General features: G+C 69.1%; 33 protein-coding genes and 1 tRNA gene. 16 read left to right on the top strand and 18 right to left on the bottom strand.

Annotated elements, in window-relative coordinates:
• Positions 1–68: 68 nt before the first annotated feature.
• Both A6I89_RS06585 and A6I89_RS06590 read left to right on the top strand, forming a co-directional pair.
• Positions 69–1136, top strand: a complete 1068-nt coding sequence (locus A6I89_RS06585) for an ABC transporter permease (RefSeq protein ID WP_022594574.1) — start codon at positions 69–71, stop codon at positions 1134–1136.
• 27 nt (positions 1137–1163) lie between these two features.
• Positions 1164–1856: an ABC transporter ATP-binding protein gene (locus A6I89_RS06590; RefSeq protein ID WP_022594572.1), complete on the top strand. Its 693-nt coding sequence runs from the start codon at positions 1164–1166 to the stop codon at positions 1854–1856.
• Here A6I89_RS06590 and A6I89_RS06595 read toward each other — a convergent pair.
• Both A6I89_RS06595 and A6I89_RS24580 read right to left on the bottom strand, forming a co-directional pair.
• Positions 1840–2679 (bottom strand): SDR family oxidoreductase, encoded by an 840-nt coding sequence (locus A6I89_RS06595; protein ID WP_044990622.1) that lies wholly within the window; start codon positions 2677–2679, stop codon positions 1840–1842. The genes A6I89_RS06590 and A6I89_RS06595 overlap by 17 nt on opposite strands.
• Positions 2680–2809: 130 nt before the next feature.
• Positions 2810–2953, bottom strand: coding sequence for a hypothetical protein (locus A6I89_RS24580; RefSeq protein ID WP_022594568.1), 144 nt, complete (start codon positions 2951–2953; stop codon positions 2810–2812).
• 235 nt (positions 2954–3188) lie between these two features.
• Here A6I89_RS24580 and A6I89_RS06600 point away from each other — a divergent pair, with 235 nt between their 5' ends.
• Positions 3189–3605 (top strand): helix-turn-helix domain-containing protein, encoded by a 417-nt coding sequence (locus tag A6I89_RS06600; protein ID WP_005514792.1) that lies wholly within the window; start codon positions 3189–3191, stop codon positions 3603–3605.
• A gap of 89 nt (positions 3606–3694) precedes the next feature.
• Here the strand turns inward: A6I89_RS06600 and A6I89_RS06605 are convergent.
• Both A6I89_RS06605 and sepX read right to left on the bottom strand, forming a co-directional pair.
• A tRNA-Ala gene (locus tag A6I89_RS06605) sits at positions 3695–3767 on the bottom strand.
• Between the two features lie 157 nt (positions 3768–3924).
• Entirely contained in the window at positions 3925–4719 is a 795-nt protein-coding gene (gene sepX / locus A6I89_RS06610) for a divisome protein SepX/GlpR (protein ID WP_022594566.1), read from the bottom strand.
• 519 nt (positions 4720–5238) lie between these two features.
• On the opposite strand from sepX, the gene A6I89_RS06615 reads away from it, so the two are divergent.
• Positions 5239–5988, top strand: a complete 750-nt coding sequence (locus tag A6I89_RS06615; RefSeq protein ID WP_005514797.1) for an MspA family porin — start codon at positions 5239–5241, stop codon at positions 5986–5988.
• A 54-nt stretch (positions 5989–6042) separates the two neighbouring features.
• Here the strand turns inward: A6I89_RS06615 and A6I89_RS06620 are convergent, their stop codons facing one another.
• Genes A6I89_RS06620 through A6I89_RS06630 form a run of 3 tightly spaced genes read right to left on the bottom strand, consistent with a single transcriptional unit; the run spans position 6043 to position 8922 of the window.
• Positions 6043–6672 (bottom strand): GNAT family N-acetyltransferase, encoded by a 630-nt coding sequence (locus tag A6I89_RS06620; RefSeq protein WP_226347404.1) that lies wholly within the window; start codon positions 6670–6672, stop codon positions 6043–6045.
• A gap of 13 nt (positions 6673–6685) precedes the next feature.
• Positions 6686–7945, bottom strand: coding sequence for a molybdotransferase-like divisome protein Glp (glp, locus tag A6I89_RS06625; protein WP_005514799.1), 1260 nt, complete (start codon positions 7943–7945; stop codon positions 6686–6688).
• A 53-nt stretch (positions 7946–7998) separates the two neighbouring features.
• The gene (locus A6I89_RS06630) at positions 7999–8922 is read right to left on the bottom strand and encodes a UTP--glucose-1-phosphate uridylyltransferase (RefSeq protein WP_005514800.1); all 924 of its coding nucleotides are present in this window, start codon (positions 8920–8922) and stop codon (positions 7999–8001) included.
• 61 nt (positions 8923–8983) lie between these two features.
• Between A6I89_RS06630 and A6I89_RS06635 the strand changes: the two genes are divergently transcribed.
• From A6I89_RS06635 to mscL, 4 genes are all read left to right on the top strand, one after another.
• A complete protein-coding gene (locus A6I89_RS06635) occupies positions 8984–9574 on the top strand; it encodes a 5-formyltetrahydrofolate cyclo-ligase (RefSeq protein ID WP_022594564.1) in 591 nt (196 codons plus the stop codon).
• Positions 9575–9687: 113 nt separating this feature from the next.
• Entirely contained in the window at positions 9688–9972 is a 285-nt protein-coding gene (locus tag A6I89_RS06640) for an FmdB family zinc ribbon protein (protein ID WP_005514802.1), read from the top strand.
• A gap of 111 nt (positions 9973–10083) precedes the next feature.
• On the top strand, positions 10084–10788 hold the full coding sequence (locus A6I89_RS06645; protein ID WP_022594562.1) for an SAF domain-containing protein: 705 nt from the start codon (positions 10084–10086) through the stop codon (positions 10786–10788).
• A gap of 78 nt (positions 10789–10866) precedes the next feature.
• Positions 10867–11304: a large-conductance mechanosensitive channel protein MscL gene (gene mscL / locus A6I89_RS06650; RefSeq protein WP_005514805.1), complete on the top strand. Its 438-nt coding sequence runs from the start codon at positions 10867–10869 to the stop codon at positions 11302–11304.
• 99 nt (positions 11305–11403) lie between these two features.
• Here mscL and A6I89_RS24585 read toward each other — a convergent pair whose 3' ends face one another.
• From A6I89_RS24585 to mrf, 9 genes are all read right to left on the bottom strand, one after another.
• Positions 11404–11571: a hypothetical protein gene (locus A6I89_RS24585; RefSeq protein ID WP_013415193.1), complete on the bottom strand. Its 168-nt coding sequence runs from the start codon at positions 11569–11571 to the stop codon at positions 11404–11406.
• Positions 11568–12062 carry a MogA/MoaB family molybdenum cofactor biosynthesis protein gene (locus A6I89_RS06655; RefSeq protein WP_005514807.1) on the bottom strand — a complete coding sequence of 165 codons (495 nt, stop codon included), beginning with the start codon at positions 12060–12062 and terminating at the stop codon, positions 11568–11570. The genes A6I89_RS24585 and A6I89_RS06655 overlap by 4 nt, the downstream gene beginning before the upstream one ends.
• Positions 12063–12142: 80 nt before the next feature.
• Positions 12143–13528: a S1C family serine protease gene (locus tag A6I89_RS06660; protein WP_022594558.1), complete on the bottom strand. Its 1386-nt coding sequence runs from the start codon at positions 13526–13528 to the stop codon at positions 12143–12145.
• A gap of 179 nt (positions 13529–13707) precedes the next feature.
• The gene (locus tag A6I89_RS06665) at positions 13708–15108 is read right to left on the bottom strand and encodes a HAMP domain-containing sensor histidine kinase (RefSeq protein WP_005514809.1); all 1401 of its coding nucleotides are present in this window, start codon (positions 15106–15108) and stop codon (positions 13708–13710) included.
• A 65-nt stretch (positions 15109–15173) separates the two neighbouring features.
• Positions 15174–15860 (bottom strand): response regulator transcription factor, encoded by a 687-nt coding sequence (locus A6I89_RS06670; RefSeq protein ID WP_005514811.1) that lies wholly within the window; start codon positions 15858–15860, stop codon positions 15174–15176.
• 62 nt (positions 15861–15922) lie between these two features.
• Positions 15923–16534, bottom strand: coding sequence for a trimeric intracellular cation channel family protein (locus A6I89_RS06675; RefSeq protein ID WP_005514816.1), 612 nt, complete (start codon positions 16532–16534; stop codon positions 15923–15925).
• Between the two features lie 33 nt (positions 16535–16567).
• A complete protein-coding gene (gene rpmF, locus A6I89_RS06680) occupies positions 16568–16741 on the bottom strand; it encodes a 50S ribosomal protein L32 (protein ID WP_022594556.1) in 174 nt (57 codons plus the stop codon).
• Positions 16742–16744: 3 nt separating this feature from the next.
• Complete coding sequence (locus tag A6I89_RS06685; protein ID WP_013415188.1) at positions 16745–17014, bottom strand: type B 50S ribosomal protein L31; 270 nt, start codon at positions 17012–17014, stop codon at positions 16745–16747.
• Positions 17011–18267 carry a ribosome hibernation factor-recruiting GTPase MRF gene (mrf, locus tag A6I89_RS06690; RefSeq protein WP_044990601.1) on the bottom strand — a complete coding sequence of 419 codons (1257 nt, stop codon included), beginning with the start codon at positions 18265–18267 and terminating at the stop codon, positions 17011–17013. Before mrf ends, A6I89_RS06685 begins: the two co-directional genes overlap by 4 nt.
• Before the next feature lie 85 nt (positions 18268–18352).
• Here mrf and rpmB point away from each other — a divergent pair, with 85 nt between their 5' ends.
• The 7 genes from rpmB to A6I89_RS06725 all read left to right on the top strand — a co-directional run bounded on the left by rpmB (position 18353) and on the right by A6I89_RS06725 (position 22430).
• Positions 18353–18589 (top strand): 50S ribosomal protein L28, encoded by a 237-nt coding sequence (gene rpmB / locus A6I89_RS06695; RefSeq protein WP_005514820.1) that lies wholly within the window; start codon positions 18353–18355, stop codon positions 18587–18589.
• Positions 18590–18594: 5 nt separating this feature from the next.
• Positions 18595–18759 carry a 50S ribosomal protein L33 gene (gene rpmG / locus A6I89_RS06700; RefSeq protein ID WP_005514821.1) on the top strand — a complete coding sequence of 55 codons (165 nt, stop codon included), beginning with the start codon at positions 18595–18597 and terminating at the stop codon, positions 18757–18759.
• A gap of 4 nt (positions 18760–18763) precedes the next feature.
• Complete coding sequence (gene rpsN, locus A6I89_RS06705) at positions 18764–19069, top strand: 30S ribosomal protein S14 (RefSeq protein ID WP_022594552.1); 306 nt, start codon at positions 18764–18766, stop codon at positions 19067–19069.
• A 10-nt stretch (positions 19070–19079) separates the two neighbouring features.
• Positions 19080–19334, top strand: coding sequence for a 30S ribosomal protein S18 (gene rpsR / locus A6I89_RS06710; RefSeq protein ID WP_005514823.1), 255 nt, complete (start codon positions 19080–19082; stop codon positions 19332–19334).
• A 101-nt stretch (positions 19335–19435) separates the two neighbouring features.
• Entirely contained in the window at positions 19436–20623 is a 1188-nt protein-coding gene (locus A6I89_RS06715; protein WP_022594550.1) for an ABC transporter substrate-binding protein, read from the top strand.
• Complete coding sequence (locus A6I89_RS06720; RefSeq protein ID WP_022594548.1) at positions 20620–21657, top strand: iron ABC transporter permease; 1038 nt, start codon at positions 20620–20622, stop codon at positions 21655–21657. The genes A6I89_RS06715 and A6I89_RS06720 overlap by 4 nt, the downstream gene beginning before the upstream one ends.
• Positions 21654–22430 (top strand): ABC transporter ATP-binding protein, encoded by a 777-nt coding sequence (locus tag A6I89_RS06725; RefSeq protein ID WP_005514829.1) that lies wholly within the window; start codon positions 21654–21656, stop codon positions 22428–22430. Before A6I89_RS06720 ends, A6I89_RS06725 begins: the two co-directional genes overlap by 4 nt.
• Positions 22431–22447: 17 nt before the next feature.
• Here A6I89_RS06725 and A6I89_RS06730 read toward each other — a convergent pair whose 3' ends face one another.
• Together A6I89_RS06730 and A6I89_RS24810 are read right to left on the bottom strand one after the other, a co-directional pair.
• The gene (locus A6I89_RS06730; RefSeq protein ID WP_005514830.1) at positions 22448–22843 is read right to left on the bottom strand and encodes a hypothetical protein; all 396 of its coding nucleotides are present in this window, start codon (positions 22841–22843) and stop codon (positions 22448–22450) included.
• A gap of 48 nt (positions 22844–22891) precedes the next feature.
• Positions 22892–23212 (bottom strand): MerR family transcriptional regulator, encoded by a 321-nt coding sequence (locus tag A6I89_RS24810; RefSeq protein WP_013415180.1) that lies wholly within the window; start codon positions 23210–23212, stop codon positions 22892–22894.
• A 145-nt stretch (positions 23213–23357) separates the two neighbouring features.
• Here A6I89_RS24810 and A6I89_RS06740 point away from each other — a divergent pair, with 145 nt between their 5' ends.
• Positions 23358–24284 carry an AEC family transporter gene (locus A6I89_RS06740; protein ID WP_005514833.1) on the top strand — a complete coding sequence of 309 codons (927 nt, stop codon included), beginning with the start codon at positions 23358–23360 and terminating at the stop codon, positions 24282–24284.
• The last annotated feature ends 7 nt before the right edge of the window (positions 24285–24291 follow it).

Here is a 24291-nt window from a genome sequence, read left to right on the forward strand (position 1 = left end):
TCGATGGACCGGGGAAGTCAACCGATGCGCGATGCCCCGACCACCCCTTCTCCGCGACGCTGGATCACATGTTCCTCAGTATTCGAGATCTCCGCTTCGCCAAGGGCCGGTTCGCCCTCATGAGCTCGGCCCTGTTCCTGATCTCCCTGATGGTCGTCATGCTGTCGGGGCTGACCACGGGTCTGGGCAACCAATCGATCGCCGCGGTCCAGCACATCGGCGCCGACAACTTCGCGTTCGGTGAACCCGCAGAGGGCCAGTCGCTCTCGTTCGGCGAATCCACCGTCACCGAACAACAGCGCGACGCTCTGACCGCGACGGCCGGTGTCGACGAGGCCGCGATCGTCGGCATCGCGCCGGTCCGGATCAGCAACGGCAGCAGGGAGGTGGCCGCCTCCGCGTTCGGAGTCGACGGCGATTCCTTCGCCGCCCCCGTACCGCTCGATGCCGGTTCGGCAGCCGTCGACGCCGATCTCGCGAAGGACAACGGCTGGGACGCCGGTAGCCGAATCACCATCGGCGCCCAGACGTTCACGATCACCGCACTCGTCGACGACTCCCTCTACAGCCACCAGCCCGTGGTGTGGATCGACCACGGGGTGTGGACGCAACTGCCGTCCGCGGGCGGCAGCGACGGCACCGTCGTCGCGCTGCGCACGTCGGGAGGGTTCGACGCCGACGGTGCTGCCGCCGCGACCGGCACGTCGATCACCGACCAGAAGGGTGCGCTCGACGCGATCGGCTCCTACACGTCCGAGCGGGGCTCGCTGCTCCTCATGCAGGCGATGCTCATGACGGTCAGTGCCCTGGTGGTCGGCGCGTTCTTCACCGTCTGGACCATCCAGCGCAGCCAGGACCTCGCGGTCCTCAAGGCCGTCGGCGCCTCCACGAAGTACCTCCTCAAGGACGCACTCGGCCAGTCGCTGATCGTGCTCGTCCTCGGTGCCGGCCTCGGCGCCCTCGCCGCGGCGGGACTCGGCGCCATCGCGTCGCAGTTCGTGCCCTTCACGCTGACCCTGACGGGCACCCTCGTCCCGTTCGTCGCATTGATCGTGATGGGCATGGTGGGTGCGACCGCCGCCCTGGCCCGCATCGTCTCCATCGACCCGCAGTCCGCGCTCGCGACCGCCCGCTGAGCCGCCCCACTCCACGAAAGGTTCCCCATGAGCATCGATCTGCGTGACATCGTCCTCACCTACCCCGACGGCGACACCCGCCTGCGCGCCCTCGACGACGTGAATCTCCACGTGAACCGCGGGGAACTGGTCGCCGTGACCGGACCCTCCGGATCCGGCAAGTCGAGCGTCCTGGCCGTCGCAGGGTTGCTGACCACGCCGGATTCCGGCACCGTCACGATCGACGGCACCGATGTCACGGGCCTCGACCGCGGCGCCCGCACCGACGTGCGGCGCGAGAAGCTCGGTTTCGTGTTCCAGCAGTCGAACCTGCTGCCGTCCCTCACCGCCACCGAGCAACTCGAGATGATCACGCATCTGAACGGCGGCAAGGTGCGCGAGAGCCGGCGCCGCGCCCGAGACCTGCTCAGCAGCCTCGGTCTCGAGGGCCAGCTCGACCGGCGGCCGAACCAGCTCTCCGGTGGGCAGCGACAGCGGGTCGCGATCGCCCGCTCACTCGTCAACGACCCCGCGGTGCTCCTGGTCGACGAGCCCACGTCGGCCCTCGACGAGGAACGCAGCCGGGAGATCGTCGCGCTGTTGGCGGACCTGAGCCGCGAACGATCCGTCGCGACGGTCATGGTGACCCACGACCTGAGCCAACTCGATCTCGTCGACGCCGCCTTCGAGATGCACAGCGGTGCGCTGCGGCCGCGCCCGATCGCTACAGCAGTGAACTGAACCGGTCGTTGGCCTTCTGCATCACGAACTCGTACGGCGGGGCGAACTTCCGAGCCCACCAGTATCCGAATCGGATGTCGTTCGACGTGTAGACCAGGAAACGGTTCTTCACGATCCCGGCCAGGATGCAGTCGGCCACCTTCTCTGGCGTGACGGCGTGCTTCTCGAAACGCCGGGTGAGCTTCTGCACACGCGGGTCCTGTCTGTCGATGCCCGCGATCTGCACCGTTTCGACCAGGGGTGTCTTCACGCCACCCGGGACCACCAGACTCACGCCGATACCGTGCCGCTTGAGGTCGAACCGCAGGACCTCCGACACCCCACGCAGCCCGAACTTGCCGGCGCTGTACGCCGCATGCCACGGCAGCGCCAGGAGCCCGGCCGCGGACGAGACGTTCACGAGGTGCCCCCCGCGGCCGGCCGCGATCATCGGCGGCACGAAGCGCTCGATGATGTGGATCGGTCCCATCAGATTGACGTCGACCATCGACTTCCAGTGTCGATGCTCGAGATGTTCCACCGTGCCCCACGCAGAGATCCCGGCGACGTTCATGACCACGTCGAGACTGCCGAACTCCTCGTGCACGTCGTTCGCGAAGTCGGTGACAGTGTCGAAGTCGGTGATGTCGAAAGCGCGCGCGGACAACACCTTCCCACCCGCACCACCGCACAGCGCGACTGTCTCCGCCAGACCGACCTCGTTCACGTCGGTCAGCACCAACTCCGCGCCTCTGCCCGCCGCCGCGACGGCGGTCGCCCGCCCGATCCCACTGGCCGCACCGGTGACGAGACACTTCTTCCCGTCGAGTGTTCTGATCGCCATCGTCTGTCGTCCCCCGCCTTCGCCGATCGGTCCGTCCAGTCCCGGCAGTGTACGTCGCACACGAGGCATCCGCGCCGAACGAGGCGTCGGCGCGGGGGCAGCGCGAATCGGACTCCGAGGGGCCCTCTTCTCAGAGGCGCTGCGCCATCTCGTCCTGGTAGTCGCGGATGGTTCTCTCGATGCCGTCCGCGTCCTCGGGGCGTCCGTGGCTTCGGGCGTCGTCCGCCCGATCGCGCAGCACGCGAATCGCCCTGCGCAATTCGTTGTCGCTCATTCTGCGGTCCATGTCACAAGTCTCCCCGGTGTGGTCTGGGTTCGCCAGCCGGGCCGGAATTGACCGGCAGAGCGCCGGAATTGCCGGAAAGGAATTCGAGCAACGGCGAAGCTATTCGAGTAGCGCCGCCGACAATTACCATCCCGTCCGGGCCATTCCCCGAACACACCGAACGCCTGACCAGTCGACACTTTCGAGCTACCGATTGGCTATCACCGGTGCTACTATCGTCGCGATGTCTGATTTCGCCGCACGGCTGAACAAGCTCTTCGAGACCGTCCATCCCCCGGGCCGGAAGCCGCATACCAACGCAGAAGTGGCGAACGCCCTCATCGCGGACGGACACAAGATCTCCAAGCCGTACATCTCGCAGCTGCGCTCCGGCCAGCGAAGCAATCCGTCGGACGAGACCGTGGCCGCCTTCGCGAAGTTCTTCAAGGTCAAGCCGGCGTACTTCTTCAACGACATCTACGCCTCCAAGATCGATCACGATCTCGAGCTGCTCAACCAGTTGCAGGGCTACGGGCTGCGCAGGCTCGCGACCCGCGCATTCGATCTGTCCGAAGAGTCCCAGACGCTGTTGACGACGCTCGCGGAGAAGCTGCGCGCAGCGGAGGGCCTACCGGAGATCCCCCCGGACGCTTCACGCTGACCACGGTCCCGGCGAATCGGTGAACCCCGCCCGCGATCGGGACGAACACGAAGAAGGCCCCCTCCCGAGGGAGGGGGCCTTCTTTCCGGTGGAGCTGAGGGGAATCGAACCCCTGACCTCTTCGATGCGAACGAAGCGCGCTACCAACTGCGCCACAGCCCCGAACCACGGTCCATCGTTCCCTGACCGCTCCGAAACTCTAACAGGACATGCCTCCGGATAACGAATCGGCTGGTCAGCAGCCACAATTCGCGCCGGCGCCCGACAACGCGAAGGGCGCCCGATCGGTGATCGGACGCCCTTCGCAAAACCTGTCGGACTACTGTCCCGACGCTCTGCGCAGATCCTCGTCTCGGTAACGGCTGTCGTCGTACCCGTACTCGGCCGCCTCCGCGTCGTAGTAGTCGAGGTGGTCGAACGCCGGGTCCCCGTCGTCGACCTCGAGGACCACTGCGCCGGGCCGGCGCAACCGCGACGGGACGAGGCGAAGTTCGTCGTCGGAGAGCGACTCCACACCGAGTCGCGACCGGCCGACCCGGGCCATCCGGCGGCGGCGAATGGCCTGCTCCATGTGCACCTGTCGGCGCAGATATGCCAGATAGAACCCCAGTCCGACGAACGTCAGCGCAAAGACCCACCACATGACGGGGGTGAGTGCCACGGCCAAACCGGCCGTGAGCAGGGACGCGAACACCAATCCCAGCACGGAGCGCTGACGGAACTGGTATCGGGCCGCGCGGGCGATCGCGTCGGCCTCGGGGTCGAATCCACCCCGGCCGCGTCGGTCCGGTACGTACTCTCCCGCGGCGCCGCGGTCGCGCGCCCTCGGGTCGTCGTCGGCGTGAGCGTTCATTCGATCCTCCGCGTCCGTGCCATGGTGGTCGTCGCTGTGGGTGTCACCGAAATCCGGTGCCGGTCGCCAGTTCGGGTCGCTGCGGTGCCCGGCCGCGGGACCCCGCGCCGTCCGCTTCGCCCCGCCTTGAAACAGCACTCGAGTCGCGAGGGCTGCGTCGGTCGTCTGCCGGATCCGAGGCCGCCTGCTGACAAGCATCGGAACAAGGACGAACAGCCAGACGGCGACGAGCGCGATCCAGATGATCGAGGAACTCGGCATACCGGCGGCCTCCTCCCATTCGTCTACCAGCACTGATGTCGCCAATGACCCGTTCAGGGTAGTGGCAGCGAGGCACGAATCGTCGCAGACGCGCCGACTCAAGTTTCGCAGGTGTCACACCCGTCACTCGATTATCACCTCTCGAGGAAGAAATTGCAGCCTCGAGATTCCTTGCACCCCGCGCCGTCCCGGGTCCACCCAGCAAACGACGCACCGCCGAGGCGCCGCACGGTGGCAGGCCGGCCGCCGGCGGCAGCTGACCCGACATCTGACGCGAAGCGGCACAGCGAGCTGCAATCAACCTTCGGCCGCCGCAGAAAAGCGACAAATTGTGCGGTCGATTCCAAATCGTTAGCGACCCTTGATCAAATCTAGGAAAACAAGTCGCCAAAATCTTACGGATCAGTGATTCAGCCCCAATACTGCAACCGGGACAGGCACTCGCGAAGCGGCCTGTCCACACCGCCCGAGGCCGGGATTTCCCACCGGTCGCGCAACAGGAGAAGACGAGGAATTCCCATGCATGCGAATCGCCGGTCTTTACTTCGCCACTTTCGCCGCCGCTCCTTCACGCGCTCGGCCACCGCGGTCGTCGCCGGCTCGGCGGCCCTGCTGCTGGCGGGCGCCGTAGGCACCGCGGGCGCCGCCGTGGCCCAGCAGGAGAACACCTCCGCGCACACCGTGAGCTTCGACGGCTGGGATCTCACCGTCGAGCAGACAGGGCAATCCATCAACAGCGTGCAACCGCTCTCGGGCAACCAGTTCACGCGCGACCTCTTCGCGAGCCAGCGGGCGCTCGCCACGGTGAGTGGCAACGGCGGCTCGCCGTACACCGGCGGCACCCTCGAGGTCGGCTACCAGATCGGCTACCAGGCCGACGTTTCGAACGGCGCCGTCATCACCGGCAACGCCGGCGTCACGCCCGGCGCCGTCTTCATTCCGGAGGTCTCCGAGAATCTGATCCTGACCGCCGACCCGGAGGTCCCGGCGGTAGTGGAACTGTTCAACGGGCAGGCCCTCGAGCTGGGCGTCGAGACACCGGTCGAGGGCAACCTCTCGACGCAGATCGCGCCCGGCACCATCGCGACCGTCCCGGTCCAGAAGAAGGAGTGCAAGTCGACGCAGTGCGCCATCACGCTGCGCGACGTGCACCTCGAGGTCAATCACGCCCTCGGCACGGTGTCGGTGCGGTCCTACGCGATCTTCACCGCGTCGACCGATATCGCCGATGACGTCGTCGTCAGTTACGGCCCGCCCGTCATCGTGTGATCCGCGGCCGAGCGGCCTCGTCGGGCGTCGGGCCCCGGCGGGGTCGCTCGGCCGTCAGCCCCACGTGGCGCGTCCGGCCCGCACCAACCGGTCGGAGATCGAGCCCGGAACCTCTTCCACCGTCATCGCCACCAGCAGGTGGTCCCGCCATTGGCCGTCGACGTCGAGGTAGCGGCGCAGCAATCCCTCCTCCCGGAACCCGGCGTGTTCCAGAACTGCCCGGCTCGCAACGTTTTCCGGGCGCACGGTGGCTTCCACGCGATGCAGTCCCATGGGACCGAAGCAGTGGTCCAAACCGAGTGCGAGGGCGGCGGTCGCCACCCCCTGGCCGCCGACGTCCTTCGTGACCCAGTAGCCGATCCACGCCGAACTCAGGGCGCCTCGGATGATGTTGCCGACCGTGATCTGGCCGCAGTAGCGACCGTCGAGTTCGATGACCATCGGCAGCATGCGGCCTTTGCGGGCCTCGGAGCGCAGGCTCGAACACAGGCCCGGCCAGACGGTGACATGGTGCCGATCGTCCCACGGCGCCTGCCCGGTGGGCTCCCACGGCTCGAGATGCTCCCGATTGACGATGCGCAGCCGACTCCACGTCGCCGCATCACGTAACCGGATGGGCCGCAGCGTTACCCGGCCCGCCGTCACCCGCAGCGGCCCGACCCGGGCAGGCCATCCAGGATGCACCGATCCGCCCCGCTCAGCCCCGCTGCGCAAGGAACGCGACTTCCACCTCTTCACCGGCCCGAACCTCGGTGACCTCGGGGTCGACGAGCACCAGACAGTTGGCCTCGGCCAACGTGGCGAGCAGGTGCGACGACGCTCCCGGCGCTCCGCCGAGCGCCTGCACGAGGTACTCGCCGGTGGTTTCGTCCCGCATCAGTTGTCCCCGCAGAAAGCCCTTGCGGTTCGCGATGGACGTGATCGGGGCGACCGACCGGGCCGTGACGATCCGGCGCATCGGCTGCCGCCGGCCCAGGGCGATACGGATCAGCGGCCGCACCATCACCTCGAACACCACGAGCGCACTGACCGGATTGGACGGCAGCAGGAACGTCGGCACCTCGTCGCGCCCCAACTGTCCGAAACCCTGCACGGATCCCGGGTGCATCGCCACCCGCTCCACCTCGAGATCGCCCAGATCCGCGAGCGCCTCGCGCACCTCGTCGGACGCGCCACCACCGACGGCGCCCGCGATGACGACGATCTCGGAGCGGATCAACTGCCCCTCGACGACTTCCCGGAGCCGCCGCGGATCCATCGTCGCGATGCCGACCCGGTTGACGTCGGCGCCGGCGTCCCGCGCGGCGGCCGCGAGCGCGTACGAATTGACGTCGTACACCTGCCCCGGGCCGGGCGTGCGGTCGATGTCGACGAGTTCGCCGCCCACCGATATCACCGACAGGCGTGGCCGTGGATGCACGAGAACCTTGTCCCGGCCGACCGCGGCGAGCAGCCCGACCTGGGCGGCGCCGATGATCGTGCCCGCCCGGACCGCGACGTCGCCGGGCTGGACATCGTCACCGGCGCGTCGGACGTAGTCGCCGGATCGCACCGGCTTGTAGACCTTGACCCGCACGTGACCGCCGTCGGTGCGGTCCATCGGCAGGACGGCGTCCGCGAGAGTCGGCAGCGGCGCACCGGTGTCGACCCGCACCGCCTGCCGGGGCTGGAGCCTGATCGGCTGACGCGAGCCCGCGGTGACCTCACCGACCACCGGCAGTGTGAGCTCGGTGGGCTCGCCGTCCTCGCCGCGGACATCGGTGCCCGCGGCGAGGACGTCGACACTGCGAACCGCATAGCCGTCGATCGCGGCCTGGTCGAAGCCTGGCAGTGGCCGTTCGGTCACCACTTCCTCCGCGCAGAGCAGCCCCTGCGCCTCGGAGATCGCCACCCGGACGGGCCGGGGCGCCACCGCGGCAGCAGTCACTCTCGACTGCTGCTCCTCAACCGAGCGCATGTGGTTTCTCGTCCTCCAGACCCTGTCGACCCGACCTGTACTGCTGCGAACCGCTATTCGGCGGAAGGCTGCTGCAGTCGGTCGGCCAGCCACTCACGCAGCGACGGACCGTACTCGTCGCTGTTCAACGCAAAGTCAACCGCAGCCCGCAGGTAACCGCCGGGATTTCCCAGATCGTGTCGAGTTCCGCGATGGACCACGACGTGGACGGGATGTCCCTCGGAGATCAGCAGTGCGATGGCGTCGGTGAGCTGGAGTTCGCCGCCCGCGCCCGGCTCGATCCGGCGCAAGGCGTCGAAGATCGCGCGGTCGAGCAGGTACCGGCCGGCCGCGGCGAAGGTGGACGGAGCGTCCTCCATCGCCGGCTTCTCGACCATTCCGACGACCTTGAGGACGTCCGGGTTGGTCGCGTCCGGGACTGTCTCGACGTCGAACACGCCGTACGCGCTGACCTGCTCCTTGGGCACGTCGATGGCGCACAGCACGCTGCCGCCGCGCTTGGCGCGCACCCGCGCCATGGTCTCGAGCACGCCGCGCGGCATCACCAGATCGTCCGGCAGGAGCACCGCGATGGCGTCCTCGTCGTCGTCGAGCACCGCTTCGGCGCACCCGACCGCGTGACCGAGGCCCAGCGGCTCGGCCTGCACGACGGAGTCGACCTCCAGCAGTCCCGGAGCCTTCCGGACCTTCTCGAGTAGGTGGTACTTGCCGCTGGCTTCGAGCTTGCTCTCGAGGACGAGATCCTCGACGAAGTGAGCGACGACACCGTCCTTACCGGGCGAGGTCACGATGACGAGACGGTTCGCCCCCGAATCGGCCGCCTCACCCGCCACCAACTCGATGCCCGGCGTGTCGACCACCGGGAGTAACTCCTTCGGAACGGTCTTCGTCGCAGGTAGGAACCGCGTTCCCATCCCTGCAGCGGGCACGACCGCCGTCCGGAAGCACCTGTTGTCATTGGTGACGGCATCTGTCATAACTCACCACCCTATCCATCCGGCCCCCGCGGCCGGACGGAGCGATCCTAAGGTGGCGGTCATGAATTCGCTCTCCAAGGCGGAATGGCGTGCTCACGTCCTCCGCGAACGCCGTGCGGTGTCCTCCGGAACGCGGGCGGCCGAGGCGCGGGCGCTGGCCGCGACGGCGGTTTCCGTGGCCGGATCGACGGCTCCGGCGGGGGCGACGGTGTGCGCGTACGTGCCTGTCGGCTCGGAACCAGGTTCCATCGAGATGCTCGACGCGCTGCGTGCGGCCGGGTTGCGGGTGCTGCTCCCGGTCACCGGTGAACCCGGCCCGCTCGAGTGGGCCGAGTTCACGGGCGCCGAAGGGCTGGCCGCGGCGGGCCACGGACTGCAGGAACCCTTCGGTCCGGTGTTGCCGGCCGGCGAGGTCGCGTCCGCGTCCGTGATCTTCGTCCCGGCGCTCGCCGTGGACGAGCGGGGCACCCGACTGGGCCGAGGAGCCGGGTTCTACGACCGCACCCTCGGCTACGCCGATCCCGGCGCGGCACTCGTCGCGGTGGTACGCGACTGCGAGTTGGTGCCCACACTGCCCGCCGACCCGCACGACGTCCGGATGCACTACGCGCTCACCCCGGGCCGCGGGCTGGTCCGGCTGCGCGACAAGTGACTTTCGCGACGTTCGCTCACTCGCGGAAATAGCATGCTGGTTTCCGCTGTTGGCACTGTCGACTGTAGAGTGCCAACACCTGCGGTTTGACTACACAGTGCGGAGGAACCCCAGTGCCCACCTACTCGTACGCCTGCACCGAGTGCGACAACAAGTTCGACATCGTGCAGTCGTTCAGCGACGACACCCTGACCGTGTGCCCGGCATGCTCGGGCAAGCTCCGCAAGCTGTTCAACTCGGTCGGCATCGTGTTCAAGGGCAGCGGCTTCTACCGCACCGACAGCCGTGGCGGCGGCTCGAGCACCGTGAGCGAGCCCGCGAAGAAGTCCGAGTCGACCTCGACTGCTTCCTCTTCCTCGTCCACCACGAGCGGATCGAGCACGGCCGCCGCGAGCTAGCCGCCGCCGCCGAACCACTTTCTCCACAGCTCCGGACTCATCCACAGGCAGATCGGTCCGCCCAGGAAAGCCCCGGCCGGTTCCTCGCACCCGGCCGTAGCGTCCGATGGCATGCCGAAGTATTCCGTCCGTTCCCGGGGGCCGAGTCCCGATGCGTCGCTGGCGCCGACCCTGCTGGGCAGGGTCGGCGCCGCTGTGCGTCCGGACTGGGCCCGCACCGACACGGCCCGGCGGGTCACCGCCGGTGTCCTGATCGTCGCCGCCGGGGTGCTCCTGCTGCGCGACGGATTACGTGACTCGGGCGCCCCGGTCCTCGTCGCGGCGCACGATCTGACCCCCGGAACGGTGCTCACCCCCGGCGATGTCCGGGTCGTCGCCCGCCCGGATCCTGATCTTCCCGAGGGATCCGTGCGTGTCGTCGCCGACGCCTCCGGCCGCACCGTCGCCTCACCGGTACGGGCGGGCGAGATGCTCACCGATGTCCGTCTCCTCGGCCCCCGGCTCACCGAGGCCGCTGCCGGGGCGCCCGACGCGCGGATGGTGCCGGTCCGGCTGACGGATCCGGGTCTGTCCGAACTCATCCGCGCCGGCGACCGCGTCGACGTCCTGACCGTGGACCAGACGTCCGGGCCCACCGAGACGCGACGGCCCGCCGCCACCGTGCTGGCAACCGACGCCACGGTGGTGCTCGTCTCCCCCGAATCGTCCGGTGCGGGACGGCGCGACCGCGTCGTGATGCTCGCGCTGCCGGCGCCCGCCGCGGGGGCGGTGGCGACCGCATCGTTGACCGAAGCGCTCACGGTGACCCTGCGGTGAACGCGCGCCGGTCGCCCACCGTGTCCCCGTGAATTAGGGTCTGCTGGTGCACCAGTCATTCCAAGCGAGGGGGCACAGATGCTCAAGGGATTCAAGGACTTCCTGCTCCGGGGCAATGTCCTGGATCTGGCGGTCGCGGTGGTCGTCGGCGCCGCGTTCACCGCGATCGTGACCGCGTTCACCGACAACATCATCAGCCCGCTCATCGCCGCGGTCGGCGGATCCGACGACCTTCCCTGGGGTAAGGCGATCATCGAGGGCAACGACGCAACGTTCGTCAACGTCGGTGCCGTGGTGACTGCGATCATCAACTTCGTCATCATCGCTGCCGTCGTCTACTTCGTCCTGATCGTCCCCGCGAACGCCGTCAAGGCCCGTTTCGCGACGGAGGAAGAGGACACGAAAGCCAGTGAGGCGGACCTGCTCATCCAGATTCGCGACATCCTGGCCGAGGGCCGCATCGGCGAGGCCTCGTCCGCGGAGTCCGACGGCAGGCACACCCGAGTCGACGACTGATCCGTCGGCCCACACCGAAACGACGATGCGCGTGCCCTCCGGAGGGCACGCGCATCGTTTCGTCTCTGCTGCGGGAGTCGCCGTCCGAGCGACTCGAGATCAGCCGTGGTGCGGGGGCACCTGACGACGCAGCCACTCGTCCGGAGTGCCGTCGCCGCGCGACTCGCCGTCCGGGGACCGCTCGTCCGACGTCTGGTCGGGCAGGACCGTTCCGAACACGGCGTCCAGCCGTGCCCGGTCGATCTCCTTCTTCTTTTCCTGCGTCATTCGTCGATCGCCGACAACTGACCGATGACGTGGCTCGCAAGCGGCGTCAGCGTCGCCATGCCGTCGCGGACGGCCGCCCGCGACGCCGCGAGATTGGCCACCAGGGTGCTGCCGGAGATACCGACCAGACCGCGCGAGATCACCGCGTCGACCGCACCGGCCGCCAGACCCGAGGACCTGAGTGCCTCACTGATACCGGGCAACTCGCGATCGAGAACCTCGGCGGTGGCCTCGGGGGTGACGTCACGCGGGGTGACGCCGGTGCCGCCGACCGAGATCACCAGGTCGACACCGCCGATCACCGCGGTGTTGAGCGCGTTGCGAATCTCCACCTCGTCCGCGGTCACCGCGACGGTCGCGTCCACCAGGAATCCGGCCTCGGTGAGCAGTTCGGTGACGAGCGGACCCGTCGAGTCGAGGTCGCCGTGGGCGGTGCGATCGTCGACGATGACGACGAGAGCTCGTCCGGCCATCGGTGATTCCAGTTCCATGGTTCCCACCGTAGTGGCAGCGTCCGACGACGACGGGACGTGGCGGAGAATCCGCGGCGCCGGTCGCGCTCCGGAGTTCATCAACGGCCGCCCGTGGTGGGCGCGGTGCCGAGTTCGACGTCGACGGTCTTGCTGTTGCCGGACGGGTCCTTGTACGTGACGCTCACCTTGTCGCCGGGCGCGTGGGAGCGGATCGCGGCGATCAGCGCGTCCCCGCTCGTGATCACGCGATCGTCGACCTTGGTGACGACCGCACCCTTCGGGATGCCGGCCTTCTCGGCCGGTCCGCCGCCGGTGACGTCGACCACCGTCGCGCCGCCCGTCGCGTCCTTGGCCGCGACCTGGACGCCGATGATCGCCTGCGTGGCCTTGCCGGTCTTCACCAGTTCGTCGGCGATGCGCCGGGCCTGGTCGACGGGGATCGCGAAGCCGAGTCCGATCGATCCGCCCTGCCCACCGGCCGTCGCGATCGCGGTGTTGATGCCGACCAGTTGGCCTTCCATGTTCACCAGCGCGCCACCCGAGTTGCCCGGGTTGATCGCGGCGTCCGTCTGGATCGCGTCGATGACGGTGTTCTGGTTGCCGGTCTCCCCGCTCGTCGACACGGGGCGGTCGAGCGCGGAGACGATGCCGGCGGTGACGGTGCCGGCCAGGCCGAGCGGCGAACCGATCGCGACGACCTCCTCGCCGACCTTGACGTCCTCGGACGAGCCCAGCTCGATCGGGGTCAGGCCGGACTTGCCGTCGACCTTGATGACCGCGATGTCCGAGGTGGGGTCGGTACCGACGAGGGTGGCCGGGGCCGTGCTGCCGTCCGAGAACGCGACCAGCAGCTTGCCGTCGGTTCCGCCGCCGGCGATGACGTGGTTGTTGGTCATGATCAGTCCGTCGGACGAGAGGATCACACCGGAGCCCTCGCCTTCACCGCGGGTGCCCGCGACCTGGATCTGCACGACGCTCGGCACGACCTTGGCGGCGACGGCCTCGACGGACCCCGCCGGCGCGTTGGACGCGGGACTGGTGCTGGGCTTCGGTGCGTCGAGCGCGTTCGAGACGGGGGCGCTGCTGCCGTTGTTCGACGAAGCGAGCGATCCCACGACGCCACCGATACCCCCGCTCACGAGCGCCAGCGCGACGGCGCCCGCCACGAGAGCCGTCCGGCCCACCCGCCGGGGCTCGGTGGACGGCGTCGGCGCACCGGTGGTGGGCAGGGTTCCCGTGCCACCGACCGTCGGGATCTGCTCGGTCGGGCGGTACCCCGCCTGGTACCCGGGCTGCTGCGGGTAGCCCGGGTAGCCGCCGGCGCCCTGCGGCGTCGTCGGGTGGTAGCCGGCTCCGGGGCTCCACGGATCGCGCGGAGCGGACGGCTGCTGTCCCTCGCCGTGCTGGTGGGCGTTCTGGGCGGGATGACCCTGGTAGGGATTGCCCTGGTTCGGGTCACCGTGAGGATTACGGTCGTCGGTCATCGCACCGCTTTCTGTCTGTCCGCCTGTGTCGGGCGGCGCTGGTGGGTCGCTGACTACCAGACTGCCCGGCCCGTCTGAGAGGCCGCTGAGACGGTCCTTTCAGTTTCCCGTGTCCTTACCCGCGCTGGCCAACAACACAATTCGGACAGCAGAGCGGCCGAACGAACCGACCGAACGGATCAGCGCCCCTCGGCCTCGGGCTCGCCCGGCAACACGATGCGGATCCGGGTGCCGCCCCGGTCCGACGTCTCCACCGCGATCGTGCCGCCGTGTTTGACGACGACCTGCCGGACGATGGCCAGGCCGAGGCCCGACCCGGGCATGGAGCGCGAGGCGGTGGACCGGTAGAACCGCTCGAAGACCAGTTCGCGGTCCTCGAGCGGAATGCCCGGGCCCGCATCGTCGACGACGAGTTCGAGCAGCCGGTCCCCGATCTGCCGCATCGTGACATCGACACGGTCACCGGTGGGGCTCCACTTCGCTGCATTGTCGAGGACGTTGAGCACGGCTCGGGACAGCCCGGCCTGGTCGCCGTAGATGAACCACGGCGTCGTCCGTGCCTCGAAGTCGATCTCGTTGCGGCGACGGCGCGCCTTCTCCAACGATCGTTCGACCACCTCGCTCAGGTCGACGAGTTCGAACACCGTCTCGGGGGCGTCCTCGCGGGCCAGGTCGACGAGGTCGCCGACGAGCGTGGACAGCTCCTCGATCTGCGCGACGACGTCCGCGCGCAGATCGGCCATGTCCTCGTCGGGGATGCTCGGCGCGCCGGGGCGGCTCGACGCGATCAGCAGCTCCATGTTGGTGCGCAGCGACGTCAGCGGCGTGCGCAGTTCGTGTCCGGCGTCCGCCACGAGGCGACTCTGCCGGTTCCGCGACTCCCCGAGCGCGCGCAGCATGGTGTTGAAACTGACGGTGAGCCGGGCGAGTTCGTCGTTACCGGTCACCGGGATGGGCGTGAGGTCGTCGGTGCGCGCGACCCGTTCGGCCGCGGCGGTCAACCGCGCGATCGGCCGCAGACCGGTGCGTCCCACGGTGGTGCCGGCGGCCGCCGCGAGTACGACGCCGCAACCACCCACCACGAACAGCACCCACGCGAGCCGGTCGAGGACGTCCTCGGTCGGTTCCAGACGCTGCGCGATCACCAGGGTGCTGCCGTCGCGGGTTCGCTCGGCCAGCACCCGGTTGCCCTCGACGGTGCGCAGCGACGAGTCGAGCTGACCACGGGCAACGGCCAGTTCGGCTGGGCCGATCGGCACCACGGAACCCGGCGGGATGTACTTGTTCAGGTCCGGGAAGATCAGCGCCACACTGATATCGGTGGTGTAGAGGGTGGCGCCCGCGATGTACCGCGGGTCGAACGTGATGAGGTCGTTGTCGACGATCGCGGATGCGCGGGAACGCAGTTGGTGGTCGACGTCCGCATACAACGCCCGCGACACCACCGCATACGCGGCGAACGCCATGAGCGCCACCGCGATCGCGACGACCGACGCCGCCAGCAGCGTCACCCGCCAGCGCAGCGACACCGATCGCGTCAGCGGCATCGGGGGCCGCATCTCGTGCTGCACGGGCCGCATGGGGCGGAACGGGGGCGGCGACGCGGGCTGTGGCGGCGGACCGGACCTACCGAAGGGCGCACCCATCACGGAGGCGTCTCCCGCAGGACGTAACCGACACCGCGCACCGTGTGGATCAGGCGCGGCTCACCGTCGGCCTCGGTCTTGCGCCGCAGGTAGCCGACGTACACCTCGAGCGCATTGCCCGACGTCGGGAAGTCGTAACCCCACACCTCCTCGAGGATGCGGCTGCGGGACAACACCCGGCGCGGGTTCGCCATCAGCATCTCGAGCAGCGCGAACTCGGTGCGGGTGAGGCTGATCGAGCGACCGCCGCGGGTCACCTCGCGGGTCACCGGGTCCAGCGTGAGGTCCTCGAACGTCATGGCCTCGGAGTCGTCCCCGGCGGCCGGCGCAGCCCGGCGCAGCAGGGCGCGCAGACGGGCGAGCAACTCCTCGAGCGCGAACGGCTTGGGCAGGTAGTCGTCGGCACCGGCGTCCAGGCCGGCGACCCGCTCGGACACCGAATCACGGGCGGTGAGAACGAGAATCGGCAGATCGTCGCCGGTGCTGCGCAGTCGGCGGCACACCTCGAGTCCGTCCAGGCGCGGCATCATCACGTCGAGCACGAGGGCATCGGGGCGCGACGCCGCGACCTTCTCGAGCGCATCCATGCCGTCGACGGCGAGATCGACCGTGTAGCCGTTGAAGCTCAGGGATCGCCGCAGCGACTCCCGCACCGCCCGGTCGTCGTCGACCACCAATATGCGCATGCCGACATTTTGGCCCCACCGGCTGAGATCCCGCTGAGAGGATCCCGTTCACGCGTGTCGGGTCACTCGCGGGACAGCCGTGGGCCGGGCAGCGACCAGCTCCGCCACAGCGCCAGCAGACGCAGCCCCGACGCCACCACCGTCCCGATCACGAGCGAGGTGTCGCCGGTCAGACCCGCCGACGTCCCCGCCACCACGATCCCGGCGCCCAGCAGCGCGGGTATCGCGTACAGGTCGCGGTGCAGCAGCAGCGGCACCTCGTTCACCAGGACGTCGCGCAGGATGCCGCCGCCGATCGCGGCGGTGGCCCCGATCAGCACCGACGCGAGCGCCCCGGCACCGGCGTCGAGGGCGATCACGGCGCCGGTGCTCGCGAACAAGCCCATGCCGAGCGCGTCCAGCACCAGGATCTCGCGGCGCAGCTTGCCGAGCGCCGAGTGCAGGAAGAACACGACCATCGACGTCACGGCCGCGGTCCCGAACAGCGGCCAGTTCGTCAGCGACGTCGGCGGATGGATCCCGAGGAGGATGTCGCGCACGATGCCGCCGCCGATGCCGGTGAAGACACCGACGACGCACACCCCGAAGATGTCGAAGCGTTTACTGACCCCGACGAGGGCACCGGACGCGGCGAACGCGACGATGCCCACCAGTTCGAGGATCTTCAGCAGCACGCCGACAGCCTCGCACGGCCGACATGGCGGCCGTCACAGGCGCGACGGATCGATCACCCCGAGTCGGACAGCCCGCACCAGACGTCGGGGAACGCGGAACGACTGCCCGCCCACGGTGACCGTCACCAGCGCGGGGGCCGCCGCCTTCCACTGCGCCCGCCGCTTGCGGGTGTTGGCGCGCGAGCGGCGCCGCTTCGGTACCGCCATCGGTCAGCCCTCCCGAGGTCCGCGACGGGTGCGACGGCCGTACCGGCGCTCGAACTTCTCGACTCGTCCCTCGGTGTCGACGATCCTGTCCGCGCCCGTCCAGAAGGGATGGGACGCGCTGGTCACGTCGACGACCACGAGCGGATAGCTGCGGCCGTCCTCCCACACGACGGTGCGGTCGGTGTGTGCCGTCGATCTCGTGAGAAAGGCCGTTCCGGTGTTCGCGTCCTGGAACACGACGGGTCGGTAGTCGGGATGGATTCCGGTCTTCACGATGCGTTCTCTCCGTTCTTCTCGAAGGCACCGAGGGGTGCCTCGGCGCAGGGGTCGGTATGGAATTCGCCGAACGGGTCGTCCCATGTGGGCCACGCCGCCTCGTCCGCGAGTTCACGCTCGGTGACCAGCGCCCACCCGAGCGCGGCGGTGATCTCCTCCGGTTCGACGTCGTGGACGAGCACCACCATCGAGGTGTCCCGGTCGCCGAACCGGTCGTCCCACCGCAGCGCGGCGAGAGCTCGACGCTCCGGGTCGACGAGCTCGGTCTCGTCGTCGGTCATGTCGGCGAGCCAGCGGTCGGCAGCGGCCACCCGCAGTCCCCCGCCGGCGGATTCGAGCCACAGCGCGGCGTCGGGCCGCGTCGCGAGCCAGAGCCGGCCGCGGGCGGTGACGACCCCGTCGAGCAGGACGTCGATCGCCTCGTGCAGCCGACCCGGGTGGAACGGTCGGCGCGCGGTGAACTCGACGAGTGCGACACCGTGTTCCTCCTCGAGCGGTGGACGTCCGCGCAGCAGCGGCGAATGGGCACCGTCGACCCGACCTCGGCGGGCGTCGGCGCCGACCTGCGACAGGAGCGAGGGTCCGTCCGCTGCGGACACCACGGGGGCGCCGGGTGCGAGGCGGGCCAGCACCGCGCGAACCTTGTGCGTCAACCACGGATCGCGCGCGGAGGGGTGAACGACGAGCGCGTCGGCGAACGCCACCTGTCCCACGGCGACCTGCGCCACGGTCCGGTCGTCGTCGAGGTCCTCGTCGCCGGTCACCGCGTCCCACCAGCCGTCGACGTCGACGCAGGTGACGATGGCTTCGACACGGATGTCGCGGGCCGCGGGCCCGTCGATCCGTCCCACCACACCCACCACCGGGACGTGCTCTATCGCCCAGCACACCGCTTCGGGTTCCAGTGCAGGGTCGAGTTCGAGGACGACGCGGTCCACGGTGCTGCGGGCATGCAGCTTCCGCAGCAGCGGGAGCAGGTCGAACCGCAGTGTGCAGGACACGCACCCGTGGGCGAGTTCGAGGATCTCGGTTGTCACGACGGGCACGGCGGCGGTCCCCGTGGTGACGGTCCGGCGCACGACGCCCTGCCCGAGGTCGGTGAGATCGTGACGGATCACGACGGTGCCCTGGCCGTCGAGGAACGAGCGGGCCGTCTCCTCCACCGGCCCGCGCCACCCGCTCACGAGCACCAGCGGAGTCCGACCGTCCGATGTCACAGCCACGAACCCCCTTTCGAAAATGATTGTCATTACAGATACAGAAGACTACGCTCACTCAGCGTTATCGACAACCGTTTTCAAGAACTGGCCGCTCGACGGCCGGAAGGGAGCCTCCGTGTCCGCTCACTGCCAGGTGACCGGCAGACGCCCCGGCTTCGGCCGATCCGTATCCCACTCGCACCGACGGACCAATCGGCGCTGGAACCCCAACATCCAGACCAAGACGTACTTCCTGCCCGGCGAGGGCCGCAGGATCACCCTGCGCGTCACCCCGAAAGGCATCCGCACCATCGACCGCGACGGCATCGAAGCCGTGGTCGCCCGCCTCCGGGCCGCCGGAGAGAAGGTTTGAAAACCATGGCAGGCAACGAGATCCGCCCACTCACCAAGCTCGTGTCCACGGCGGGCACCGGATACCGCTACTACACCCGGAAGAACCGACGCAACGACCCGGAGCGTCTGGTACTGCGCCGCTACGACCCCGTGGTGCGCCGGCACGTCGACTTTCGAGAGGAGCGCTGACGACATGGCGAAGAAGTCGAAGATCGTCCGGAACGAACAACGCAAGGCGACCGTGGCGCGCTACGCGCCGCTCCGCGCGGAACTGAAGGAGACCATCCGGCGGCCCACGTCCACTCCCGAGGAACGCGTCACAGCACAGTTTCGGCTGGCAGGGCTGCCGCGGGACGCGAGTCCGGTACGATTGCGCAATCGAGACGCCGCGGATGGACGTCCGCGCGGTCACCTGCGAAAGTTCGGCCTTTCCCGCGTTCGGGTACGCGAGATGGCACACCGCGGGGAACTGCCAGGCGTGCACAAGTCGAGCTGGTAAGGAAAGAGCAATGGCAGTCAAGAGATCACCGTCGAGGAAGTCGCGCGGCGAGCAGGGCCGCCGCCCCAAGAAGAACCCGCTCATCGCCGCGGGCATCGAGACCGTCGACTACAAGGACGTCAACCTCCTGCGCACCTTCATCTCGGACCGCGGCAAGATCCGTAGCCGCCGCGTCACGGGGCTGACCCCGCAGCAGCAGCGCCAGGTCGCCGTGGCGGTGAAGAACGCGCGCGAGATGGCGCTTCTCCCCTTCACCAGCCGCTAGGACCCACCCGAGAGGCCGCGCAGTCCGACCGACCGCGCGGCCTCTCGGCGTTCGTGGCGAGCGACGCACGGTCCGCCGCGGCTGCACGCTAGATTCTCCGGGTGTCGTTTTCGTTCCGTACCGCTGTTCTTCTCACCGCGACCGCCCTGACCGTGGGCGCTGTCGCGGCGTGCTCGTCCGATGACTCGACCGACGCCGCGTCGGCCGCCGGCGCCGACTGCATCACCGACTTCGACGCGGGCACCGACTACTTCCCGGACAAGCAGACCGTGGAATACGCGGAGAACTTCGACATCGAGTACCACCAGTCGTACCAGGTGGTGACGGTCCGCCAGCCCGGCCAGGCCGACGAGTCGTACGTGCTCACCCGCTGCGGCGCCCCGGCGCCCGAACTCACGGGCGACCTCGCCGGCGCCCAGCAGGTCACGACGCCGGTGACGAGCCTGTTCGCCGAGTCGACGACGCACCTGCCGAGCCTCGAGGCCCTCGGCAAGCTCGACGTTCTGACCGGTTTCGCGAGCGCCGACTACGTCTACAGCGAGGCCGCGCGCGCCCACATCGCCGACGACGGCGTCACCCAGTTCGCCACTGCCGGCCAGGTCGACGCGGAGGCCGTCGTGGCGCAGGCCCCGCAGGCGTTCGTGACCGGCGGCTTCACCGATCCCGCTTTCGCGGTGATCGAGCGTTCGAAGATCCCGGTCCTCGACAACTACGACTGGCTCGAGACCGACCCGTTGGGCCGGGCCGAGTGGATCAAGTTCTTCGCGGCCCTCACCGGCACCGAGCAGCAGGCCACCGAGACGTTCGACGGCATCGTCTCCGAGTACGGCAAGTACACGACACTCGCCGCGAACGTCGCGGACGCGCCGATCGTTCCGGGCCTGCCCTATCAGGGAGCGTGGTCGGTCCCGCTGGCCAGCTACTCCAACGACCTGTACTCCACCGCCCGCATCACGCACCCGTGGAAGTCGGAGCCGGGCACCGGCAGCCTGCAGACGGACCTCGAGACCGTGTTCGCGAAGGCCGGCGGATTCCCGTTGGCGATCAGCACGTCTTCGAACAGGACGAAGGCCGAGGCGATCGCCGCCGAGCCGCGCCTCGCCGAGTTCGCAGCCTTCCGCGACGGTCAGGTGTGGACGTCGTCGGCGCGGATGACCGACGCGGGCGCGCTCGACATCTACGAGCAGGGCGTCCTGCGCCCCGACCTGGTGCTCGCCGATCTCATCGCGATCGCGCATCCGGACCTTCTGCCCGGCCACGAGTTCACCTTCTACCGTCGACTGCAGTGAACCGCACCGCCGCCACCGTCACCGCGCTGGCCGCGTTCGTCGTCGCGGCGACGATCCTCGCGGTTTCGGTCGGATCGGTGACCATCCCGTTCGGCACCACCGCGCGGTACCTGTTCACCGGTGACGCGGGCTCAGAGCGCTGGACCACGCTCATCGCGGACATCCGTCTGCCCCGCGTGGTCACCGCGGCCTGTGCGGGCGCGGCGCTCGCGGTGGCGGGTCTGCTGATGCAGACGCTGTTCGCCAATCCCCTCGCCGACCCGTACATCCTCGGGGTGTCCTCCGGCGCGAGTCTGGGCGTCGCGCTCGTGGTGCTCGGCTCGGGTACCGGCGCCGGCGTCTTCGCGGCGGTCGCGGGAACCGGGCGTCTCGGGGTCGCTGCGGCTGCCGCGATAGGCGCGCTGGCCGTGCTGCTGCTGGTGCTCGCCATCTCGCGCTGGATCCGTTCGGTCGTCACGCTGCTCATCGTCGGCGTCATGGTGGGGTCCGTCACCAGCGCGATCGTCTCGCTGCTGGTCGCGTTCTCGCAGCCCGCCCAGATGCAGCAGTTCGTCCTGTGGAGCCTCGGCTCGTACGCGGGCGCGTCGTGGTCGGATCTGCGGGTTCTCGTGCCCGCCGTGCTCGTCGGTGTCGTGTTGGCCGCGACGCTGGTCCGGCCGCTCAACGCGATGCTCCTCGGCGAGGACTACGCCCACTCGATGGGCGTCCATCTGGTCCGCACCCGAACGATCGCGATCACGGCGTCGGCGCTGCTGGCCGGCGCCGTCACCGCGTTCTGCGGACCGATCGCCTTCCTCGGGATCGCGGTCCCACACCTCGCCCGGCTGGCGCTCGGCACCTCCGACCACCGGATCCTCCTGCCCGGCGTCGTGCTCATGGGGGCCGGTGTGTCACTGCTGTGTTCGGTGGTCGCCCAGCTGCCCGGACGCGACGGCGTCCTGCCCCTCAACGTCGTCACCGCGCTCGTCGGCGCGCCGGTCGTGATCCTCGTCCTCCTGCGCTCGCGCCGCGCCCAAGCCGGGACCGTCTCATGACGCTCGTCCTCGACGACGTCACCGTCGGCTACCCGGGCCGCCCGGCGCGGACGATCCTGCGAGATGTGCGATTGACGGCCCACGCCGGTCAGGTCACCGCCCTGCTCGGCCCCAACGGCGCGGGCAAGTCGACGCTGCTGCGGTCGGTCGCCGGGTTGCAGCGTGTCCTCGGCGGGTCGGTGTTCCTCGACGGGGACGACGTCACGAAGCTCTCCCCCGCACACCGCGCCCGGAGGATCGCGGTGGTCCTCACCGACCGCGTCGACGGGGGCCTGCTCACGGGTGGCGAGGTGGCCGCCCTCGGACGACTCCCCCACCAGGGCTTCACATCCCGGTTGAGCGCGGACGAGAAGCGGCTCATCGCCGACAGTCTCGACCGGCTCGGCGCCGCCCACCTCACCGACGTGCGCATGCACGAGATGTCGGACGGCCAGCGACAGCGCATCCTGATCGCGCGGGCGCTCGTGCAGCAGCCGGCCCTGTTGGTGCTCGACGAGCCGAGCGCGTTCCTCGACGTGGCCGCTCGCGTCGAACTGCTGGCCCTGCTGGACGAGATCGCCACCGACACCGGAATCACGGTGCTGCTCTCGACGCACGACGTCGAACTGGTGCTGCGCACGTCACAGCACGTGTGGCTGGCCGCCGGGGACGGCACCGTCGTCGACGGCAGCCCCGCCGAACTCGTCGAATCAGGGGCGATCACGCGCGCCTTCGACTCACGGCGGGTGCACTTCGATCCGCGCGACGGCATCTTCCGCCTGGGCGGCGTATAGAGACGGCGCCCGGTCGATCAGGCGTCCGAGTCGTTCGGCGACTCCGGCCGCGGCGCGATCTCGTGGAGCATCGCGTCGGAGGAAATCCACTTGCCGGTGCTGATCAGTTCGGCGATCACGAGATCGAACGCGTCGGCGAGCCACTCGTGACGCGCGCGGACGAGTTCGACGTCGCCCGTCGTGTCGTCCGAGGTCTGCTCGAAGAGCCGCACCAACCAGATGTCGCGGGCGTCGGGGTCGCTGCTCAGTCCGTGTTCGGTATTGGTGGCGAGCACGTACATCCCGAAGGCGAAGTCGACACGGATCGCGTACTCGCCACCGATGTTGACGACGTTCGTGGGCCGATGCGTGGCGGCGGCGAGCGCGGTCAACGCATCGGCGTAGCGGGCTGCGTGTTCCTGTGTGCGTGGCACTTCATCGTCCCTTCGGTCGACGCGAGATCGGACTCGGTGGTCTCGCTGCTACACGGCCGATTCGGCAGCCGCCCTCAATCTGGCGTTCTCGGCGGTCAGCGCCGCGCGTTCGTCCTCGAGCGACAGGATGAGACCGATACCGGTGAGGTTGACGCCGAGCGCGACGAGTTCACTGATCCTGGTCAGCCGGTACAGGTCGTCCTCGCTGTATCGGCGGGTCCCGCCCGACGTGCGCGACGGAGTGATGAGCCCGCGGCTCTCGTACAGCCGCAGCGTCTGCGGACCGATCCCGGACAGCTCCGACGTCACCGAGATGCCGTAGACGCCACGCTTCGAGCGTGAGGAGTCCTCCGGCGGTTGAATTCCCACGAAGGGAAAGGTAGCAGTGCCGGACACGCCCGATGAGCAGCGGCTCGCGGTACCGGCCCGGCGCGGCGCCCGGAAGCCCCGGGAGTAGAGTTCGCGGCGGTATGTGCAGTTCAGCGACACCTCGGTAGATCGGCGGATGTAGGCAGTGTCGGGTGTGGTCGCAGGCTTCACGGTCATCTTCGTCGTCATCGCGATCGGGTACTTCCTCGGTCGCACCGGCACCCTCGGCGAGCACGGGCAGTTCGTCCTCAGCCGCCTCGTCTTCTTCGTCGCCACTCCGGCGCTGCTGTTCGACACCCTCGCCAACTCGGACCTGTCGGTGGTGTTCTCCCCGACCCTCGCCGTGGCGGCGGCCACCGCGTTCGCAGTCGCCGGCCTCTATTTCGTGATCGCCCGGGTGTGGCTGCGCCGGGAACTGCCGGAACTGACGATCGGCGCGCTCGCGTCGTCGTACGTGAACTCGGCGAACCTGGGCATTCCCATCGCCGTGTTCGTACTCGGCGACGCGTCGTTCGTGGCGCCGCTGCTGCTGTTCCAGATCATGATCTTCTCGCCGATCGCGCTGACCGTGCTCGACATCAGCACGATGCGCCAGGACGCGTCCCGGCTCGAGACGATCACCGCGCCGTTCAAGAATCCGATCGTGCTGGCCGGCGCCGCCGGACTCGCGGTGGCCGTGTCGGGGTGGACGATGCCGGAAGCACTGATGCAGCCGTTCCGGCTCATCGGCGGCGCCTCCGTCCCCGGGGCACTGCTCGCCTTCGGACTGTCGCTGTACGGGGTGCGCGTGCTCGAGAAGGGTGCGAGTCCGCGCCGCGACGTCGTGCTCGCGTCGGTGCTCAAGATCTGCGTCCAGCCGGTGCTCGGGTACCTGATGGCCCGCTACCTGCTCGGCCTCGAGGGTCACGAACTGTTCGCGATCGTCGTCGTGTCGACGCTGCCCACCGCGCAGAACGTGTTCGTCTACGCCAGCCGCTATCAGCGCGGCATGGTCCTCTCCCGCGACGCGGCCTTCGTCACGACCTTGGCGTCGATCCCGGCGATCGGATTGGTGGCGGCGCTGCTCGCCTGAACCACCC

The organism is Prescottella equi (assembly GCF_002094305.1).
In the GTDB taxonomy this organism is placed as follows: domain Bacteria; phylum Actinomycetota; class Actinomycetes; order Mycobacteriales; family Mycobacteriaceae; genus Prescottella; species Prescottella equi.

Excerpts from the sequence above, each read along its gene's own strand:
- A6I89_RS06585 (WP_022594574.1), top strand. The coding sequence starts at position 69 with ATGTTCCTCAGTATTCGAGATCTCCGCTTCGCCAAGGGCCGGTTCGCC.
- A6I89_RS06590 (WP_022594572.1), top strand. The coding sequence starts at position 1,164 with ATGAGCATCGATCTGCGTGACATCGTCCTCACCTACCCCGACGGCGAC.
- A6I89_RS06595 (WP_044990622.1), bottom strand. The coding sequence starts at position 2,679 with ATGGCGATCAGAACACTCGACGGGAAGAAGTGTCTCGTCACCGGTGCG.
- A6I89_RS24580 (WP_022594568.1), bottom strand. The coding sequence starts at position 2,953 with ATGAGCGACAACGAATTGCGCAGGGCGATTCGCGTGCTGCGCGATCGG.
- A6I89_RS06600 (WP_005514792.1), top strand. The coding sequence starts at position 3,189 with ATGTCTGATTTCGCCGCACGGCTGAACAAGCTCTTCGAGACCGTCCAT.
- sepX (WP_022594566.1), bottom strand. The coding sequence starts at position 4,719 with ATGCCGAGTTCCTCGATCATCTGGATCGCGCTCGTCGCCGTCTGGCTG.
- A6I89_RS06615 (WP_005514797.1), top strand. The coding sequence starts at position 5,239 with ATGCATGCGAATCGCCGGTCTTTACTTCGCCACTTTCGCCGCCGCTCC.
- glp (WP_005514799.1), bottom strand. The coding sequence starts at position 7,945 with ATGCGCTCGGTTGAGGAGCAGCAGTCGAGAGTGACTGCTGCCGCGGTG.
- A6I89_RS06630 (WP_005514800.1), bottom strand. The coding sequence starts at position 8,922 with ATGACAGATGCCGTCACCAATGACAACAGGTGCTTCCGGACGGCGGTC.
- A6I89_RS06635 (WP_022594564.1), top strand. The coding sequence starts at position 8,984 with ATGAATTCGCTCTCCAAGGCGGAATGGCGTGCTCACGTCCTCCGCGAA.
- A6I89_RS06645 (WP_022594562.1), top strand. The coding sequence starts at position 10,084 with ATGCCGAAGTATTCCGTCCGTTCCCGGGGGCCGAGTCCCGATGCGTCG.
- mscL (WP_005514805.1), top strand. The coding sequence starts at position 10,867 with ATGCTCAAGGGATTCAAGGACTTCCTGCTCCGGGGCAATGTCCTGGAT.
- A6I89_RS24585 (WP_013415193.1), bottom strand. The coding sequence starts at position 11,571 with ATGACGCAGGAAAAGAAGAAGGAGATCGACCGGGCACGGCTGGACGCC.
- A6I89_RS06655 (WP_005514807.1), bottom strand. The coding sequence starts at position 12,062 with ATGGAACTGGAATCACCGATGGCCGGACGAGCTCTCGTCGTCATCGTC.
- A6I89_RS06660 (WP_022594558.1), bottom strand. The coding sequence starts at position 13,528 with ATGACCGACGACCGTAATCCTCACGGTGACCCGAACCAGGGCAATCCC.
- A6I89_RS06665 (WP_005514809.1), bottom strand. The coding sequence starts at position 15,108 with ATGCGGCCCGTGCAGCACGAGATGCGGCCCCCGATGCCGCTGACGCGA.
- A6I89_RS06670 (WP_005514811.1), bottom strand. The coding sequence starts at position 15,860 with ATGCGCATATTGGTGGTCGACGACGACCGGGCGGTGCGGGAGTCGCTG.
- rpmF (WP_022594556.1), bottom strand. The coding sequence starts at position 16,741 with ATGGCGGTACCGAAGCGGCGCCGCTCGCGCGCCAACACCCGCAAGCGG.
- mrf (WP_044990601.1), bottom strand. The coding sequence starts at position 18,267 with ATGACAATCATTTTCGAAAGGGGGTTCGTGGCTGTGACATCGGACGGT.
- rpmG (WP_005514821.1), top strand. The coding sequence starts at position 18,595 with ATGGCAGGCAACGAGATCCGCCCACTCACCAAGCTCGTGTCCACGGCG.
- rpsN (WP_022594552.1), top strand. The coding sequence starts at position 18,764 with ATGGCGAAGAAGTCGAAGATCGTCCGGAACGAACAACGCAAGGCGACC.
- rpsR (WP_005514823.1), top strand. The coding sequence starts at position 19,080 with ATGGCAGTCAAGAGATCACCGTCGAGGAAGTCGCGCGGCGAGCAGGGC.
- A6I89_RS06725 (WP_005514829.1), top strand. The coding sequence starts at position 21,654 with ATGACGCTCGTCCTCGACGACGTCACCGTCGGCTACCCGGGCCGCCCG.